The following is a 15783-nucleotide window of genomic DNA, read 5'->3' on the forward strand; positions in this document are numbered from 1 at the left end:
TAACAAATAGCGGAAATTGTGATTTGTCACAAATAAAAAACAGGATGTTTTTTTACAACATTCTTTTCGCCAGTCGGCGGCCAATTGTTTCGAGAATATAAATTACGGGGATTTGTGTGGTGATATCGTACACGCCTGCGATGCGCACCGGCGAAATATGCCAGGAGATATTAAAGTCGGCAAGTTTCGCCAGCGAGGAGTTTTCGTGGCTGGTTATCGACATCACTTTGCAGTGATGCAGGCTGAACTGGCTGGCGAAGCGGAGGATCTCTTCGGTTTCGCCGGAAACCGAGAGTACAATCGCCAGCGCGTTGCGTGCCATATCATTAGTTACCGGGAAATAAGGATCGTCGATGTGGTTACTGAATTTACCGACGTTAGAGAAAAAGCGTGCGCCATATTTAGCTAATGCGCCAGAAGTACCGGCGCCGACAAATATAATACGCTCTGAAGCACAAATTATATCTACCGCATGGTCGATAAGATTATCAAACTCTTCATTGTTGGTGCTTTTGAAAAAGCTAATAATTTCGCTGCTGCCTAAATTAGCAGGTTGCGATTCGCTTTGCTCCAGGAATAATTTAAAACGGACGCGGAATTCAGAATATCCTTCACAATTAAGCTTGCGGCAAAAACGCAGCACGGTGGTGGTGGAAACGCCCGCGGCGTCCGCCAGCTCACGGATAGTCATGTACATCACTTTGTCTTTGTTTTTAATGACAAAGTTATACACTAACATTTCCAGGCCGTTCAGCCTGGCAATTGCCGCGTGGGTAAACATACTCTCTCTTCCTGCAAATGTGTTTCTTGCCAACGGCCCGGGCTAAAGCAGCCAGCCTTTTTCCTGCGCCTGATATAAATGGCGCTCGATATGTTGCCATAATTCCGGCCAGCTTTCTCCCACCTGTGTGTTTCGGGTTAATACCTGTTGCAGCGAAATATTGTTCTCGCGCCAGCTTTGGCCTTCGTTATGCAGATTCAGCAGGATAGGCAAAATACGATCCAGCGCGCTGGCAAAGCGTGCATCCGGGCTTGTGCCCGCTTCGTACTCTTCCCAAAGTGCAAGAAATTGTGGCCCCTGAGGGGCGGGCAATAAACCAAACAGGCGGCGTGCGGCGGCGGCTTCTTTCTCCGCTATGGCTTCGCGGGCGGCCAGGTCATAGACCAGCACGTCGCCCACGTCTATCTCGACGATGTCGTGCAGCAGCGCCATCTGAATCACGCGCTGGATATTAACTTCTGCCGCTGCGTAAGGTGCCAGGCTCATGGCGGCAACCGCAAAGTGCCAGCTGTGCTCGGCGGAGTTTTCGTGCCGTTCATGACCAATAATCCGCGTACGGCGCTGGACCTGCTTGAGTTTGTCTATCTCCACCAGGAAGTGGATAACCGCGCTCATTTCGCCAAATGCCTGCTGCATCATGTTTTTTCCCTGTGTTTTTAACCGTCGCTGAAGTGTAAAAGAAATCACTCCGGCTGACGAATCACGGCGGTAGCCGGTGCTCACATATTTATTTTAGCTTACAGGTGTTCACTGGAATCATTCTCAGTTAGGCTAGTGATGCTGCGTTATTATTCTTAATATCCGGGAGGAGCCAGATGGCTCACAAACCAGTTATCGCACATGGATATTCTCTGGCTGAGGAAGTAGCCAACAGCATCAGTCACGGTATCGGGCTGGTGTTCGGCATTGTTGGTCTGGTACTGCTGCTGGTTCAGGCGGTGGACGCCAACGCCAGCGCAACGGCAATCACCAGCTACAGCCTCTACGGCGGCAGCATGATCCTGCTGTTTCTGGCCTCCACGCTGTACCACGCCATCCCGCACGAGCGGGCCAAGCGCTGGCTTAAAAAATTCGACCACTGCGCTATCTATCTGTTGATAGCAGGAACCTATACGCCATTTTTGCTGGTAGGGCTGAATTCGCCGCTATCAAAAGGGCTGATGATTGTTATCTGGAGCCTGGCGCTGGCCGGTATTCTGTTTAAGCTCACCATAGCGCATCGTTTTAAAGTGCTGTCGCTGGTGACCTATTTATTAATGGGCTGGCTGTCGCTGGTAGTTATCTACCAGATGGTTATCAAGCTGGCACCGGGTAGCGTGACCCTGCTGGCAATTGGCGGGATAGTCTATTCTCTCGGGGTGATTTTCTACGTCTGCAAACGTATTCCGTACAACCATGCTATCTGGCACGGCTTTGTGCTCGGCGGCAGCGTCTGCCACTTCCTCGCAATCTATCTCTACATTCGCTAAATAACGGCGCCCCGCTAAAGGGGCGCTTCGTTTTGAATTAATTCTCTTCCAGAGAATAGGGCAGCGGCTCGAGTGCGAGCTTGCCGCTTGCATCGTCGCGCACGCGCAGCACGCTATCCGGTTCCAGATCGTTATTCATCACCGCCTGCACCAGAATACGGCCGTCGTCCAGCGGGCTGGCTGCCAGCACGCTGCCGGTGCGACGCCAGTTTTCGCCCATTTGCAGCTCAAGGTCTTCTCCGGCTTCCGGCACGCGGCCTGCGTGACCCGCCAGATACCAGAGCGCACGTTTGTTTGCCCCGCGGAATTTTGCACGGGCGACCATTTCCTGCCCGGTGTAACAGCCTTTTTTAAAGCTGATGCCGCCCAGCGCCTGGATATTGGTGGCCTGGGGAATGAACTGAGCGCTGTTGGCGCTATCAATAACCGGCAGGCCGCCTTCAATATCCAGCGCCAGCCACTGCTGGCTGTCGTTTAGCTCCGCCTGGCCGCGTAGTTTCCCGGTCAGGTTCGCGGCACCTTCTTCATCGGTCACAATCAGGAAGCGCTCCGCTGGCAGGTTTAGCCACAGCAAAGTGCTCGCTCCCTGCTGCACAACCGGGGTTTCTTCATCAGGCAGCGTGTCGAACACGGTTGCCAGCGCCGCGCGCGCCTGGAAACCGGCCAGGCCAAGCAGCACGCTGGCATCATCAGCGCTGATGGTGACCTTTGAAAACACGGCATATTTTTTTAGCTCGGCCAGTTGGGCATCACGCAGGCTGCGGCGTTCAATAAAAGCAAAGCCCTCGCCGCGATGGAACAGGCGCAGGTTGCTCCACATTTTCCCTTTTGCATCACAATGGGCGCACAGCACATGCTGGCTGGCGTCCAGTTTTGCGACATCGGCGGTGACCTGGCCCTGAAGGTATTTTTCAGCGTCTGCGCCAACGGCGGTGGCGACAGCCCAGTCATCAAGCGTCATCAGCGTCAGCGGAAGGCGAGCTGCGGCGCTGGGCTGGCGCGGAGGAAACGGATTAAAAGCCATAACAGAGATCCCGGGTTATCCAACGGTTTAATCTCTCAATGGTAAAAGAGACACAGGGCAATGCAAGCAGTTTAATGACGCCATTTGTGCGTTTGCGAGCTTCCCCGAAGGCTGCCGTGCAAACCGGCTTATTGCATCAATTTGTGCCGGGAAAGTGCGCACAACAAAACATTCCGGTAATCCCGCTGACGAAAACACGTTACACTAATCCGGTACCCAACTTGATGGCTAAGCAGGAAAGTGCACATGGATATCAATAATAAAGCCCGAATTCACTGGGCATGCCGCCGCGGAATGCGCGAGCTGGATATTTCGATTATGCCGTTCTTTGAACACGAATATGAAACGTTGAGCGACAGCGACAAGCAGCTGTTTGTGCGTCTGCTGGAAAGTGACGATCCGGACTTGTTTAACTGGTTGATGAACCATGGTAAGCCGGATGATGCGGAACTTCAGCGTATGGTAGCCCTGATCCAGACTCGGAATAAAGAACGTGGTCCTGTGGCAATCTGATCTCCGTGTCTCCTGGCGAGCGCAGTGGCTCTCATTACTGGCTCACGGCCTGGTGGCGCTGTTTGTGCTGCTGATGCCGTGGCCGATGAGCTACACGCTTGTCTGGATGCTGCTGCTGTCGCTGGTGGTTTTTGACAGCGTACGCAGCCAGCGCCGCATTCACGCCCGGCAGGGAGAGGTCAAACTGCTGACGGATTTCCGTCTACGCTGGCAGGGGTATGATTGGGAAATTGTCGGCAACCCGTGGGTTACCGCGAGCGGTATTATGCTGAGGCTGCGTCGCCCGGCGAAGCATCGCTGCCAGCATTTGTGGCTGGCGTCAGACAGTATGGATGTTGGGGAATGGCGCGATTTACGCCGCCTGCTGTTGCAACAACAGGCGAGCGGGAACGGTCAGGCCTGAGGCCTGGCCGATTCAGGCAAAGCGTTCCGCCATTTCACCGAGGATCTGCTCGCACCAGTTTTGAATGCGTTCGTCGCTCAAGTCGTACTGATTGGTTTCATCCAGCGCCAGGCCTACAAACAGCTGGCCGTCGGCGATGACCGGCTTAGGGCTGGTGAACTCGTAGCCTTCGGTCGGCCAGTAGCCAATAAACTGAGCGCCGCGCGGAGCTAGCTTATCGTGCAGCATGCCGAGCGCATCCAGGAACCATTCACCGTAGCCAAGCTGGTCGCCCATACCGTACAGCGCGACGAGTTTGCCTTCCAGATTCAGGTCATCCAGCTGCGGCCAAACGGCTTCCCAGTCTTCCTGCAGTTCGCCGAAATCCCAGGTCGGGATGCCAAGGATCAGCACGTCGTACTGTTCCATTTTTGCGGGGGCATCGTCTTTCAGGTTATGCAGCGTGACCAGCTCCGGGCCAATGATGTCGCGAATTTTTTCGGCAGCCATCTCGGTGTAGCAGGTGCTGGAGCCGTAAAAAAGACCAATGTTCATAGCAATAACAACTCATTTTAATAACGTGCAGATGGCCAAGTGTACCAGATCCCGTTCGCCATCATGCATAATGGACACAATTCGCCAAAGTGGGAGCCGAGAGTGGAGCAGGACCTGGCCCGTATTGAACAATTTCTGGACGCGTTATGGCTGGAGAGAAATCTGGCTGAAAATACGCTCAGTTCTTATCGCCGCGACCTCACCATGGTGGCCGAATGGCTTCAACATCAGCAACTGAGTTTTTTAACCGCTCAGGCTGCGGACCTGCAGGCGCTGCTTGCCGAGCGCCTCGAGGGCGGTTATAAAGCCACCAGCTCCGCGCGGCTGCTGAGCGCGATGCGGCGGATGTTCCAATATCTGTACCGCGAAAAGATGCGTGACGATGACCCCAGCGCGTTGCTCTCATCGCCCAAGTTGCCGCAGCGTTTGCCAAAGGATTTAAGCGAAGCGCAGGTCGAACGCCTCTTACAGGCCCCTTGTACCGACCAGCCGATTGAAATGCGCGATAAAGCGATGCTTGAAGTGCTATACGCAACCGGGTTGCGCGTGTCTGAACTTGTTGGGCTGACGATGAGCGATATCAGCCTGCGTCAGGGCGTAGTGCGGGTTATCGGCAAAGGCAATAAAGAGCGGCTGGTTCCTCTTGGCGAAGAGGCGGTTTACTGGATTGAGCAATATCTGAAGTATGGCCGCCCGGAGTTGCTAAACGGCCAGTCGCTGGACGTGCTGTTTCCCAGTAACCGGGCCCAACAGATGACGCGCCAGACTTTCTGGCACCGCATTAAACACTATGCGGTACTGGCTGGTATCGACAGCGAAAAGCTTTCGCCGCACGTTTTGCGTCATGCTTTTGCCACGCATCTGCTGAACCATGGCGCGGATCTCCGTGTCGTACAGATGCTGTTGGGCCATAGCGATTTGTCCACCACACAGATTTATACTCATGTAGCGACGGCGCGTTTACGCCAGCTGCATCAACAGCACCACCCTCGGGCGTGAGTGCCACAAGATAGATAAAGGAATCATCATGAAAAAAGGTTTTTGGCTGCTTCCGCTGCTGGCCGCTTCCATTTCCGGTTTTGCCCACGCGGATGACGCCGCAATTAAACAATCGCTGGCGAAGCTGGGCGTTCAGGGGGCTGACATTCAGTCTGCTCCGGTTGCAGGAATGAAGACCGTACTGACCGACAGCGGCGTGCTTTACGTCACCGAAGACGGCAAACATGTCATCCAGGGGCCACTTTATGATGTCAGCGGCGCACAGCCGATCAACGTTACTAACCAGCTGCTAACGGGCAAACTGAACGCGCTGGAAAAAGAGATGATTATCTATAAGGCGCCGAAGGAGCAGCACGTCATTACGGTGTTTACCGACATCACCTGCGGTTATTGCCACAAGCTGCATGAAGAGATTAGCGACTACAACGCGCTGGGAATAACCGTGCGCTATCTGGCCTTCCCGCGCCAGGGGCTGCAAAGCCAGGCTGAAAGCGATATGAAGTCTATCTGGTGCGCTAAAGACCGTAATAAAGCATTTGATGCGGCCATGAAAGGTGGGAACGTCGCTCCGGCAAGCTGCGACATCAACCTTGCCAATCACTACAACCTCGGCGTGCAGTTCGGCGTTCAGGGTACGCCAGCCATTGTGCTGAGCAACGGCACCATGATCCCTGGTTACCAGGGACCGAAAGAGATGAAGCAGATGCTGGATGCCCACAAACAGCTGATGAAGACGGGTGGTTAATCGCGGGTGAAACAGCAAACGCAACTTCGCCGCCGGGCCGTGGATAGCTCGGTGGCGCTTCCGGCTTCTCTGCCGCCTTTGTTACAGCGGCTGTATGCCAGCCGCGGCATCCGCGGTGAACAGGATCTGGAGCGCGGCGTAAAAGGCATGCTGCCGTGGCAGCAGCTTAGCGGGATGGAGCAGGCGGTTGCCTTACTCTACGGCGCACTGCGTGAAGGCCTGCGTATCATGGTTGTTGGTGATTTCGATGCCGATGGGGCGACCAGCACAGCGCTTAGCGTGCTGGCGCTGCGCAGCATGGGGGGCGAGAACATTGCCTACCTTGTGCCGAACCGTTTTGAAGACGGCTATGGGCTTAGCCCGGAGGTTGTCGATCAGGCCCACGCTCGCGGCGCGCAGATGATTCTGACCGTAGATAACGGCATCTCTTCCCACTCTGGCGTAGAGCGGGCGCACCAGTTGGGTATTCCCGTGCTGGTGACCGATCACCACCTGCCGGGAGAAACCCTGCCTGCGGCTGAAGCCATTATCAACCCGAACCTGGACGACTGTGAGTTCCCGTCTAAGTCTCTGGCTGGCGTTGGCGTAGCGTTTTATCTGATGCTTGCGCTGCGCACCCACCTGCGGGACAACGGCTGGTTTGAACAGCGTGGGCTTGCCATTCCAAACCTGGCGGAACTGCTGGATTTGGTTGCGCTCGGCACCGTAGCGGACGTCGTCCCGTTGGATGCCAATAACCGTATTCTTACCTGGCAGGGGCTGAGCCGCATTCGCGCCGGTAAATGCCGCCCCGGTATTCGGGCGCTGCTTGAAGTGGCTAACCGTGAACCGCATAAAATCGCTGCCAGCGACCTCGGATTTGCGCTTGGCCCGCGTCTTAATGCCGCTGGGCGGCTGGACGATATGTCCGTCGGCGTGGCGCTGCTGCTGAGCGATAATCTCGGTGAAGCGCGCATGCTGGCTAACGAACTCGATGCTCTGAACCAGACCCGTAAAGAGATTGAGCAGGGTATGCAGGTCGAAGCCCTGACCCTGTGCGAACAGCTGGAGCGCAGCAGCGAAGAGCTGCCTTACGGCCTGGCGATGTACCATCCCGAGTGGCATCAGGGCGTGGTCGGCATTCTGGCCTCCCGCATCAAAGAGCGTTTTCATCGCCCGGTAATTGCGTTTGCTCCCGCCGGAGATGGCACCCTGAAAGGTTCGGGGCGTTCGGTACAGGGCCTGCATATGCGAGACGCGCTGGAACGCCTTGACACGCTCTACCCGGGCATGATGCTGAAGTTCGGCGGTCACGCAATGGCGGCAGGGTTGTCGCTGGAAGAGGCGCGTTTTGACGAGTTCCGTCAGCGCTTTGGCGCTCTGGTTGGTGAGTGGCTGGACCCGGCGCTGTTACAAGGCGAAATCTGGTCTGATGGCCCGCTTTCCGCTCAGGAGATGACGCTGGAAGTTGCTGAGATGCTGAGAGATGCCGGTCCGTGGGGGCAAATGTTCCCGGAGCCGCTGTTTGACGGTAAATTCCGCATCCTCCAGCAGAGGCTGGTGGGCGAGCGCCACTTGAAGGTTATGGTTGAGCCGCTTGGCGGCGGGCCATTGCTGGACGGCATTGCTTTTAACATTGATACCAGCCGCTGGCCGGACCCCGGCGTGCGCGAAGTTGAGCTGGCTTACAAGCTGGATGTTAATGAGTTTCGCGGTAACCGAAGCGTGCAGCTGCTTATCGAAAATCTCTGGCCGATATAGCCTGCGTTGTGAACGCCGCTGCAACTTTAATTACTTGGCTATATGCCCGGGACAAGGCTACAAAATGTGGCGTAAATCCGGTAAACTTTCCGGTTTACGACCGCATTTCATCTTCTGAAATCAACATAAGAAATTAAGCATGTTTGAAATTAACCCGGTAAAAAGCCGCATCCAGGACCTCACAGAGCGCAGCGACGTTCTTAGGGGGTATCTTTGACTATGATGCCAAGAAAGAGCGCCTCGAAGAAGTAAACGCCGAGCTGGAACAGCCCGATGTCTGGAACGAACCTGAACGCGCACAGGCGCTGGGTAAAGAACGTTCCGCGCTGGAAGCGATTGTCGACACGCTGGACCAGATGGCTCAGGGGCTGGAAGATGTTTCCGGTTTGCTGGAACTGGCTATAGAAGCCGACGACGAAGAGACCTTTAACGAGGCCGTTGCCGAGCTGGATCAGCTGGACGCCAAATTGGCTCAGCTTGAGTTCCGCCGCATGTTCTCTGGCCAGTACGACAGCGCCGACTGCTACATCGACATTCAGGCGGGTTCCGGCGGTACGGAAGCGCAAGACTGGGCTAGCATGCTGGAGCGTATGTACCTGCGCTGGGCAGAAGCGCGTGGTTTTAAAACCGAAATTATCGAAGAGTCCGAAGGCGACGTTGCGGGGATTAAATCCGTAACTATCCGTATTCAGGGCGATTATGCCTTTGGCTGGCTGCGTACCGAAACCGGCGTTCACCGCCTGGTGCGTAAGAGTCCGTTTGACTCCGGTGGCCGCCGTCATACCTCGTTCAGCTCCGCGTTTGTTTACCCGGAAGTGGACGATGATATTGATATCGAAATCAACCCGGCGGACTTACGCATCGACGTATATCGCGCGTCCGGCGCGGGTGGTCAGCACGTTAACCGTACGGAATCTGCGGTGCGTATTACCCACATTCCAACCGGAACCGTGACCCAGTGCCAGAACGACCGTTCGCAGCATAAGAACAAAGATCAGGCCATGAAGCAGATGAAGGCGAAGCTGTACGAGCTGGAAATGCAGAAAAAGAATGCTGAGAAGCAGGCGCTGGAAGACAACAAATCGGATATCGGCTGGGGCAGCCAGATTCGTTCTTACGTCCTCGACGACTCTCGTATCAAAGATTTGCGTACCGGGGTTGAAACCCGCAACACGCAGGCGGTACTGGACGGCGATCTGGACAAATTTATCGAAGCAAGTTTGAAAGCAGGGTTATGAGGAACCAACATGTCTGAACAACAAGCACAGGGCGTAGACGCGGCAGCCGATCTTAATAATGAACTGAAAGCGCGCCGCGAGAAGCTGGCTGCTCTGCGCGAGCAGGGCATTGCCTTCCCGAACGATTTCCGTCGTGACAGCACCTCAGACCAACTGCACGCAGACTTCGACGCGAAAGAGAACGAAGAGCTGGAAGCGTTGGGCATTGAGGTCACCGTTGCTGGCCGTATGATGACCCGCCGTATCATGGGGAAAGCTTCCTTCGTGACCCTGCAGGACGTTGGCGGCCGCATTCAGCTGTACGTCTCCCGCGATGACCTGCCGGAAGGTATCTATAACGAGCAGTTTAAGAAGTGGGATCTCGGGGATATCCTGGGCGCGCGCGGTAAGCTGTTCAAAACCAAAACCGGCGAGCTGTCCATCCACTGTACCGAACTGCGCCTGCTGACTAAAGCTCTGCGCCCGCTGCCGGATAAATTCCACGGCCTGGCGGATCAGGAAACCCGCTACCGCCAGCGTTATCTGGATCTCATCTCTAACGATGAATCCCGTAACACCTTTAAAGTCCGTTCTCAAATCATGGCCGGTATCCGTAAGTTCATGGTTGGCCGTGACTTTATGGAAGTTGAAACCCCGATGATGCAGGTGATCCCTGGCGGCGCGTCCGCTCGCCCGTTCATCACCCACCACAATGCGCTGGATATCGATATGTACCTGCGTATTGCGCCGGAACTGTATCTGAAGCGTCTGGTGGTTGGCGGTTTCGATCGCGTATTCGAGATCAACCGTAACTTCCGTAACGAAGGGATCTCTCCGCGCCATAACCCAGAGTTCACCATGATGGAACTCTACATGGCGTATGCGGATTATAAAGATCTGATTGAGCTGACCGAGTCCCTGTTCCGCACCCTGGCACAGGACGTTCTGGGCACCACCGAAGTGAAATACGGTGAAGAGATCTTCGACTTCGGCAAGCCGTTTGAAAAGCTCACCATGCGCGAAGCTATCAAAAAACACCGTCCTGAAACCAACATCGCCGACCTCGACGATATGGATAAAGCGGTGGCCATTGCCCAGTCTATCGGTATAAAAATCGAGAAGAGCTGGGGCCTGGGCCGCGTAGTGACCGAGATCTTCGAAGAAGTGGCTGAAAGCCATCTGATTCAGCCGACCTTCATTACCGAATACCCGGCAGAAGTCTCTCCGCTGGCACGTCGTAACGACCAGAATCCTGAAATCACCGACCGCTTTGAATTCTTCATCGGCGGCCGTGAAATCGGCAACGGCTTCTCCGAGCTGAACGATGCGGAAGACCAGGCTCAGCGCTTTGCTGACCAGGTTGCGGCGAAAGACGCGGGCGATGACGAAGCAATGTTCTTCGACGAAGACTACGTTACCGCTCTGGAGCACGGCCTGCCGCCGACTGCGGGCCTGGGCATTGGTATCGACCGTATGGTTATGCTGTTCACCAACAGCCACACCATCCGCGACGTTATCCTGTTCCCGGCTCTGCGCCCGGTTAAGTAACGCCTCTGTCCCTCCCCGTCGGGGAGGGATCTCTTCTTTGATTAACCCGACGTTCCCGAGGATTGATTTGAGTAAGGAAAGCTTCTTCAAACGCTGGCAGGCTACGGCCCTCATTTTACTGATGAGCTTCCTGCTGACGGCGTGCTCCTCGCAGAAATCAGCCAAAACCTCCCGCAACGAAGGCACCTTCAGCGGTTCCGTCTACACCGTAAAACGCGGCGACACGTTATCCAGAATCTCCCGGATGACCGGCAGCAGCGTGGGTGAGCTGGCACGGCTTAATAATATTTCTGCGCCTTACACTTTACAGGTGGGGCAGCGGGTGCGAGTCAAAGGTTCTGCATCGGCTGCGCGGCCTAGAAATACCGCTACCGCAAAAAATACCTCTACGTCTCGTAGCTCGGGCAACGGCACTATAGCGAAAGTTGCTCCGCCTCCGGTGGGTTCCCGCTGCTGGTTATGGCCGACAAAAGGCAACATTGTTGAGCCTTTCTCAAACAGCGACGGCGGCAATAAAGGCATCGATATCTCGGGTTCACGCGGGCAGCCAATTTACGCTTCAGCGGCCGGGACGGTGGTCTACGTTGGCAACCAGCTGCGCGGTTACGGTAACCTGGTGATGATTAAGCACAGCGAAGAGTACATTACCGCCTACGCCCATAACGACACGATGCTGGTAAATACCGGAGAGAAAGTTAAGGCCGGGCAGAAGATTGCCACTATGGGAAATAGCGGCGCAGACTCGGTTCGCCTGCATTTCCAGATTCGCTATCGCGCTACCGCAATCGACCCTCAGCGCTACCTCAAACCTTCTTGTTAATGAAAAAGTGCTTGAAAAACCATCACCTGGATGCAAAGGCTCTTGCCAGCGCGGACTGAAAGTCTATAATGCCTAACGCACCTTAAAGCGGGCGTAGTTCAATGGTAGAACGAGAGCTTCCCAAGCTCTATACGAGGGTTCGATTCCCTTCGCCCGCTCCAGTTCCTCTTTCTGCTTGCCAAAAAAATCAGTCCTGAACCTCTTTTCTATCTTTACCCAATATCACCTTAGCAATAGCAAATTAAAGTTTTTCGCAAATGGCGATATTAATGCGGACGAATTCTTCCCACGAAATAACATTCTGAAGCCGCGCGCGGTAGTAATCCTCCACCCGACAAACTAGCGGGCGAGATTCGTATATCGCGCATAGATGTGCTTCTTCGAGAAAGTTATGGCAAGTCCCGTCCCCGCGATCGAGGAACGCGGTTTCGGGGCTGGCATTGACCCTGCGACAGCATTTGCCGCAGGCGTTACACGGGAAGGGGGTTAAGGCCATTTCACTCATGAAAAGGAACGGAGTTGCGAGGCGAGTTGCTGTACTTCGAATACGGTTTCGCTGATTGCTTCATCCTGCTGAGCCGCCAGGTTCCTGGATGCCTTTACCTTGTCCAGAAGCGCTTTAAACCAGGGGTCCAGTGTTTCACTAAGTAGCTTGCCTGCGTTGGCTTCGAATTGCGCCGCGGTGGTAGAGGCAAAATCCTCGACTTCTTGCTGGAAGCGTTCCCATTCACGGCGATGCTGCTCGCTTTGTTCACGGGCTTTTTTGCTTTCACCGTCTTCGGCAAAAATATCCCATAACGAGCTAATAACGGTAATTGCAGGCCCCACGTAAGGGATCCATTTTCCGACTACTGCCGCACCCCATTTTTCCATGGTTTTTGGCCCAATACCTTTCATTACGGATGGCAGCCAGTCTTTCACAAGTTTCAAAGTGGAAACAACATGCTCTGGTTTCGCGAGTGAGCTGAGCGAGCCGATGGCCTGATTGATCGTTTCGATATTAAGGTCGCTTTTTTCCGGGCTATCGGTATTTGTATCACTGCTCTGGTCAACCGGTGCCTGCGGGAGGGCTCCAGGGGCACTGGTTTTCGACTGGCGTAAGATAGCCGCCTCGAGGGAGTCTACGTCATCCTCAAAGCGTTGGATTAGGTAACCCATTTCGTATTTTTGTACTGCTTCGATTTGCTCGCTTGCTTGAATAAACAGAGCCTCGATTTTAGGCTGTGCGTGCCCGGAGTCCTGGTGAAGTGCCGATTTGCATCCCTGATACATAACTTTGCCCTGACGCTTAATCTCATCAAAAACATTTTTACGACATGCTTGTTGTTGCTCGATGATTTTCTTAAGAAGAGAGTCATAGCTGCGAACGGTTTCGCTGGTGGTATTCCTTTCCAGCGTCAGCAGAACATGGTCGAGGAATTTACTGAGTTCTCCGCTCAGGCGAGCATAAATGTGCTGGCTATCGATGCTGTTAATAAAAGATGTCAGCCCCGCCTCTAATGCAGGGAATCCGCTTAATTGCAGGAGCTTTTCTTTATTTTCTTGCTTGGCTCGCAGTGCCGTTTCTGCGTTAACAAGCATAATGGGAATGTCACCCAGAACATCCTGCATTCCCTTCGCTTCCGCCAGGTCTTGCAGGCGGATACGTATATCATTTTTAAGGCGAGTAAAGGTATCTACATCCGTTTTGTCTTTTTCATTAAGCACCAGAAAAAGCTTCTTTTTTGCCTGTAAAATATCGACCAGAGCTTGCAGGGTTTTCTCTTCTTCTGCCGCGCCTGATGGGTTAGCGACAAAAATAACTGCATCGGCTTTAAGCAATTGCTCACGGGTCACTTTCTCATGAGCCTTCGGGGCATCCACCCCAGGCGTATCGAGGATCGTAACGTTATTCCAGCTGTAGGCATTAATGCTGTTGGTGAGAGGGATATCTCCGGTGGCCGCGACTTGCTGGCCGATAAGTGCGTTGATTAACGTACTTTTCCCGGCGTTGTAAACACCATAAACCATAATGCTGGCATCAGACTGGTTACGTTTATCATCGAACTGGCGTTGAACTGCTTTAAAGTCGGATGCTAATTCAGGATGTTTGCCAACTAGTGCTGCCGCAAGGTCATAGGTTTTAAAGAGTTCTGCTGCTGATATATCCATCATGTTAATCCACCTGGCTGATTAATTTATGTTCCGCGTTTTTTCTGAGCTCGCCCAATACCTTTTCAAAATTTCCAATTTCGTCTCTTATCGTGGCGCAGGCATTTTCCAGATCGATTAACAGGCTCTCAAATTGTGTCTGAACCTCGTCACTAATGATTTTATCTATGGCCTCGTTGTAAGTACTCAACGTCCTGGTGCGCACCTCGTTGAGGTTATCCCCTACTGCAATTTCGATGTCACGGGTATTCTGCCGGGAGCCATCGCCAGCGGCTGCCCCGATCCCTGAACCAATAATTGAACCTGCCGCTGCACCTGCGGGGCCGCCGATCAAAAAGCCGACTCCCGCACCTATTAGCCCGCCCAGACCACTGTTACGGTTTCGTGTCCCTTTGGTATAGCCGTCAGGGATCTGCTGAATAGTTTTTTCTATCGAAAAATGAGGCAGGGATAACGAGGACGAATTCCATGTGGCGGCTACGGTGGATTTAAAATTAGCCATCACATCAGCAAGAATATTTTCCAGCGCTTGACTGATAAGCATATTCAGCTGTTTATCCCACTGCGTTTTAGCCGCTTTCAACGATGCATTAATATTATCTTCGTAATCACGGCTGGCAGACAGCTCGTCGAATTTAGTCTGGATGACTGCCTGCATCGTGAATTGGGCTTCGCGTATTTCCGGTATCGTCTTTTTACTGAGGCTCTGACGGATGCTGTGCAGGTCCTTCGTGAATTTGCCTGTCAGTTCGTGATACTGAGCCACTTCTGTAATGCATAAGGAAAGGAAATTTTTGAAATTTGTCATTGGCACCGCACGTTTCATGCGCACGCCATGCTGCTGTGAAATCTGGTGTAAGGTGGTAAACAGTTGGCCCATACCGCTGTCCTTTATAGCGGCTGGATTATCTGCATTGAGTTCCGCATAACGCGCTGAGACGGACAGGATTGCCACATTTTTAACATCAATATTGGCTTCCTGAAGCTCTTTTCTGACATAGTCACGCTGCAACTGACGATCCTGCTGTGGTTTCATCACCACGCGCTCAATTTCCTCATCGGCCTCGTCGTCCCAGTCGAGTATTTTTTTGTCGCTGCCGGTGAGTAGCAGCATAAGATTTTTCTCTTTACCGCTTAACTCTACAATTTCTTTAAGATCGCTGGCCCGCCCCGGGGCATCTGATTTCATGGTATACAGAATCAAATCTGCATGGTCGGCATGCTCTTTTGCCAGCTCGCCGTTTTGCATTCTAACCGAGTGCAGTCCCGGAGAGTCTACCCACGTCAGGCCTGGCAGGCGAAAGCTCTGTATAGAGCTGGTTGCTTCCGTGGCATCCACGCGGAATTTTCCCTGCTTTTCTGCTTCATTCTCGCCGTCGCCATTTTCGGCGTTGGAATTTTCATAAGATCTATATTGAAGTTTTGCTCCGCCGCACTGATGCTGTTCCCTTGTCGGGTCAGTATGGCCCCATGCCATATAGTTGCCGAGCGAGCTCTTTCCTGATTTAACTTTTCCATAGACATACACCAGCAGGGAGTCTTCAAAGTTCTTGCGGAAACTCAGCCCCTTGTTCTGATTTTCCAGTCGAGCTTTCCAATCTGCATCCTGCGCCGCCAGCCCGGAGATGAAAGTCGTTAGGGTTTGATTTAGCGGACTGTTTTTCGGCACTTGTGCTCGCGAGTCAGCCAGAAGACCGGACAGGTTGGAGTGAAACTGCTTGTAGCGTTGAGTGAATTGATTATCCAGCTCTTTGGCTTCCTCCAGAGAGGAATCAAATTGCCGTTGTAGCTCTTGAAAAGAAGCGAGCAGATCCTCGCGCAACATTTCCTGGTTCATGT

The 15783-nt window shown here is 53.6% G+C and carries 16 protein-coding genes and 1 tRNA gene; 10 read left to right on the forward strand and 7 right to left on the reverse strand.

Features of this window, described 5'->3' with window-relative positions:
• Window positions 1-52: 52 nt before the first annotated feature.
• A complete protein-coding gene (locus FOC35_RS12370) occupies window positions 53-781 on the reverse strand; it encodes a MurR/RpiR family transcriptional regulator (protein WP_172569036.1) in 729 nt (242 codons plus the stop codon).
• Window positions 782-823: 42 nt separating this feature from the next.
• Window positions 824-1417, reverse strand: coding sequence for an HD family hydrolase (locus FOC35_RS12375; protein ID WP_172570359.1), 594 nt, complete (start codon window positions 1415-1417; stop codon window positions 824-826).
• Between the two features lie 179 nt (window positions 1418-1596).
• On the opposite strand from FOC35_RS12375, the gene FOC35_RS12380 reads away from it, so the two are divergent.
• Window positions 1597-2250 (forward strand): hemolysin III family protein, encoded by a 654-nt coding sequence (locus FOC35_RS12380; RefSeq protein WP_172569037.1) that lies wholly within the window; start codon window positions 1597-1599, stop codon window positions 2248-2250.
• 37 nt (window positions 2251-2287) lie between these two features.
• Here FOC35_RS12380 and ygfZ read toward each other — a convergent pair whose 3' ends face one another.
• A complete protein-coding gene (gene ygfZ, locus FOC35_RS12385) occupies window positions 2288-3274 on the reverse strand; it encodes a tRNA-modifying protein YgfZ (RefSeq protein ID WP_172569038.1) in 987 nt (328 codons plus the stop codon).
• A 246-nt stretch (window positions 3275-3520) separates the two neighbouring features.
• Here ygfZ and sdhE point away from each other — a divergent pair, with 246 nt between their 5' ends.
• Together sdhE and FOC35_RS12395 are read left to right on the forward strand one after the other, a co-directional pair.
• Complete coding sequence (gene sdhE / locus FOC35_RS12390) at window positions 3521-3787, forward strand: FAD assembly factor SdhE (protein WP_016538097.1); 267 nt, start codon at window positions 3521-3523, stop codon at window positions 3785-3787.
• Complete coding sequence (locus FOC35_RS12395; protein ID WP_172569039.1) at window positions 3768-4190, forward strand: protein YgfX; 423 nt, start codon at window positions 3768-3770, stop codon at window positions 4188-4190. The genes sdhE and FOC35_RS12395 overlap by 20 nt, the downstream gene beginning before the upstream one ends.
• A gap of 12 nt (window positions 4191-4202) precedes the next feature.
• Here FOC35_RS12395 and fldB read toward each other — a convergent pair whose 3' ends face one another.
• Complete coding sequence (gene fldB / locus FOC35_RS12400) at window positions 4203-4724, reverse strand: flavodoxin FldB (protein WP_016538095.1); 522 nt, start codon at window positions 4722-4724, stop codon at window positions 4203-4205.
• Window positions 4725-4826: 102 nt separating this feature from the next.
• Between fldB and xerD the strand changes: the two genes are divergently transcribed.
• The 7 genes from xerD to FOC35_RS12435 all read left to right on the forward strand — a co-directional run bounded on the left by xerD (window position 4827) and on the right by FOC35_RS12435 (window position 11954).
• Entirely contained in the window at window positions 4827-5723 is an 897-nt protein-coding gene (xerD, locus tag FOC35_RS12405) for a site-specific tyrosine recombinase XerD (protein WP_039898799.1), read from the forward strand.
• Between the two features lie 28 nt (window positions 5724-5751).
• Window positions 5752-6468 carry a bifunctional protein-disulfide isomerase/oxidoreductase DsbC gene (dsbC, locus tag FOC35_RS12410; RefSeq protein WP_016538093.1) on the forward strand — a complete coding sequence of 239 codons (717 nt, stop codon included), beginning with the start codon at window positions 5752-5754 and terminating at the stop codon, window positions 6466-6468.
• Between the two features lie 6 nt (window positions 6469-6474).
• Window positions 6475-8208 carry a single-stranded-DNA-specific exonuclease RecJ gene (gene recJ, locus FOC35_RS12415; protein ID WP_172569040.1) on the forward strand — a complete coding sequence of 578 codons (1734 nt, stop codon included), beginning with the start codon at window positions 6475-6477 and terminating at the stop codon, window positions 8206-8208.
• 139 nt (window positions 8209-8347) lie between these two features.
• A protein-coding gene (gene prfB / locus FOC35_RS12420; RefSeq protein WP_115586332.1) for a peptide chain release factor 2 occupies window positions 8348-9446 on the forward strand; the annotation gives its coding sequence in 2 pieces (ribosomal slippage) (window positions 8348-8422 and window positions 8424-9446; 1098 coding nt in all).
• 9 nt (window positions 9447-9455) lie between these two features.
• Window positions 9456-10973 (forward strand): lysine--tRNA ligase, encoded by a 1518-nt coding sequence (lysS, locus tag FOC35_RS12425; protein ID WP_172569041.1) that lies wholly within the window; start codon window positions 9456-9458, stop codon window positions 10971-10973.
• Window positions 10974-11040: 67 nt separating this feature from the next.
• Window positions 11041-11793: an amidase activator ActS gene (gene actS, locus FOC35_RS12430; RefSeq protein ID WP_256380157.1), complete on the forward strand. Its 753-nt coding sequence runs from the start codon at window positions 11041-11043 to the stop codon at window positions 11791-11793.
• An 87-nt stretch (window positions 11794-11880) separates the two neighbouring features.
• Window positions 11881-11954: transfer RNA gene (locus FOC35_RS12435), tRNA-Gly, on the forward strand.
• Between the two features lie 80 nt (window positions 11955-12034).
• On the opposite strand, the gene FOC35_RS22945 is transcribed toward FOC35_RS12435, so the two are convergent.
• Genes FOC35_RS22945 through FOC35_RS12445 form a run of 3 tightly spaced genes read right to left on the reverse strand, consistent with a single transcriptional unit; the run spans window position 12035 to window position 15781 of the window.
• A complete protein-coding gene (locus FOC35_RS22945) occupies window positions 12035-12298 on the reverse strand; it encodes a YkgJ family cysteine cluster protein (protein WP_371810690.1) in 264 nt (87 codons plus the stop codon).
• On the reverse strand, window positions 12295-13947 hold the full coding sequence (locus tag FOC35_RS12440) for a dynamin family protein (RefSeq protein WP_172569042.1): 1653 nt from the start codon (window positions 13945-13947) through the stop codon (window positions 12295-12297). The genes FOC35_RS22945 and FOC35_RS12440 overlap by 4 nt, the downstream gene beginning before the upstream one ends.
• A 1-nt stretch (window position 13948) precedes the next feature.
• Window positions 13949-15781, reverse strand: a complete 1833-nt coding sequence (locus FOC35_RS12445; protein ID WP_172569043.1) for a dynamin family protein — start codon at window positions 15779-15781, stop codon at window positions 13949-13951.
• Window positions 15782-15783: the final 2 nt, after the last annotated feature.

This window comes from Cedecea sp. FDAARGOS_727, from assembly GCF_012273235.1.
GTDB classification, from domain to species: Bacteria; Pseudomonadota; Gammaproteobacteria; order Enterobacterales; family Enterobacteriaceae; genus Cedecea; species Cedecea davisae.

Excerpts from the sequence above, each read along its gene's own strand:
- lysS (WP_172569041.1), top strand. The coding sequence starts at position 9,456 with ATGTCTGAACAACAAGCACAGGGCGTAGACGCGGCAGCCGATCTTAAT.
- FOC35_RS12440 (WP_172569042.1), bottom strand. The coding sequence starts at position 13,947 with ATGATGGATATATCAGCAGCAGAACTCTTTAAAACCTATGACCTTGCG.
- FOC35_RS12375 (WP_172570359.1), bottom strand. The coding sequence starts at position 1,417 with ATGCAGCAGGCATTTGGCGAAATGAGCGCGGTTATCCACTTCCTGGTG.
- fldB (WP_016538095.1), bottom strand. The coding sequence starts at position 4,724 with ATGAACATTGGTCTTTTTTACGGCTCCAGCACCTGCTACACCGAGATG.
- FOC35_RS22945 (WP_371810690.1), bottom strand. The coding sequence starts at position 12,298 with ATGAGTGAAATGGCCTTAACCCCCTTCCCGTGTAACGCCTGCGGCAAA.
- FOC35_RS12445 (WP_172569043.1), bottom strand. The coding sequence starts at position 15,781 with ATGAACCAGGAAATGTTGCGCGAGGATCTGCTCGCTTCTTTTCAAGAG.
- sdhE (WP_016538097.1), top strand. The coding sequence starts at position 3,521 with ATGGATATCAATAATAAAGCCCGAATTCACTGGGCATGCCGCCGCGGA.
- ygfZ (WP_172569038.1), bottom strand. The coding sequence starts at position 3,274 with ATGGCTTTTAATCCGTTTCCTCCGCGCCAGCCCAGCGCCGCAGCTCGC.
- FOC35_RS12370 (WP_172569036.1), bottom strand. The coding sequence starts at position 781 with ATGTTTACCCACGCGGCAATTGCCAGGCTGAACGGCCTGGAAATGTTA.
- dsbC (WP_016538093.1), top strand. The coding sequence starts at position 5,752 with ATGAAAAAAGGTTTTTGGCTGCTTCCGCTGCTGGCCGCTTCCATTTCC.
- FOC35_RS12380 (WP_172569037.1), top strand. The coding sequence starts at position 1,597 with ATGGCTCACAAACCAGTTATCGCACATGGATATTCTCTGGCTGAGGAA.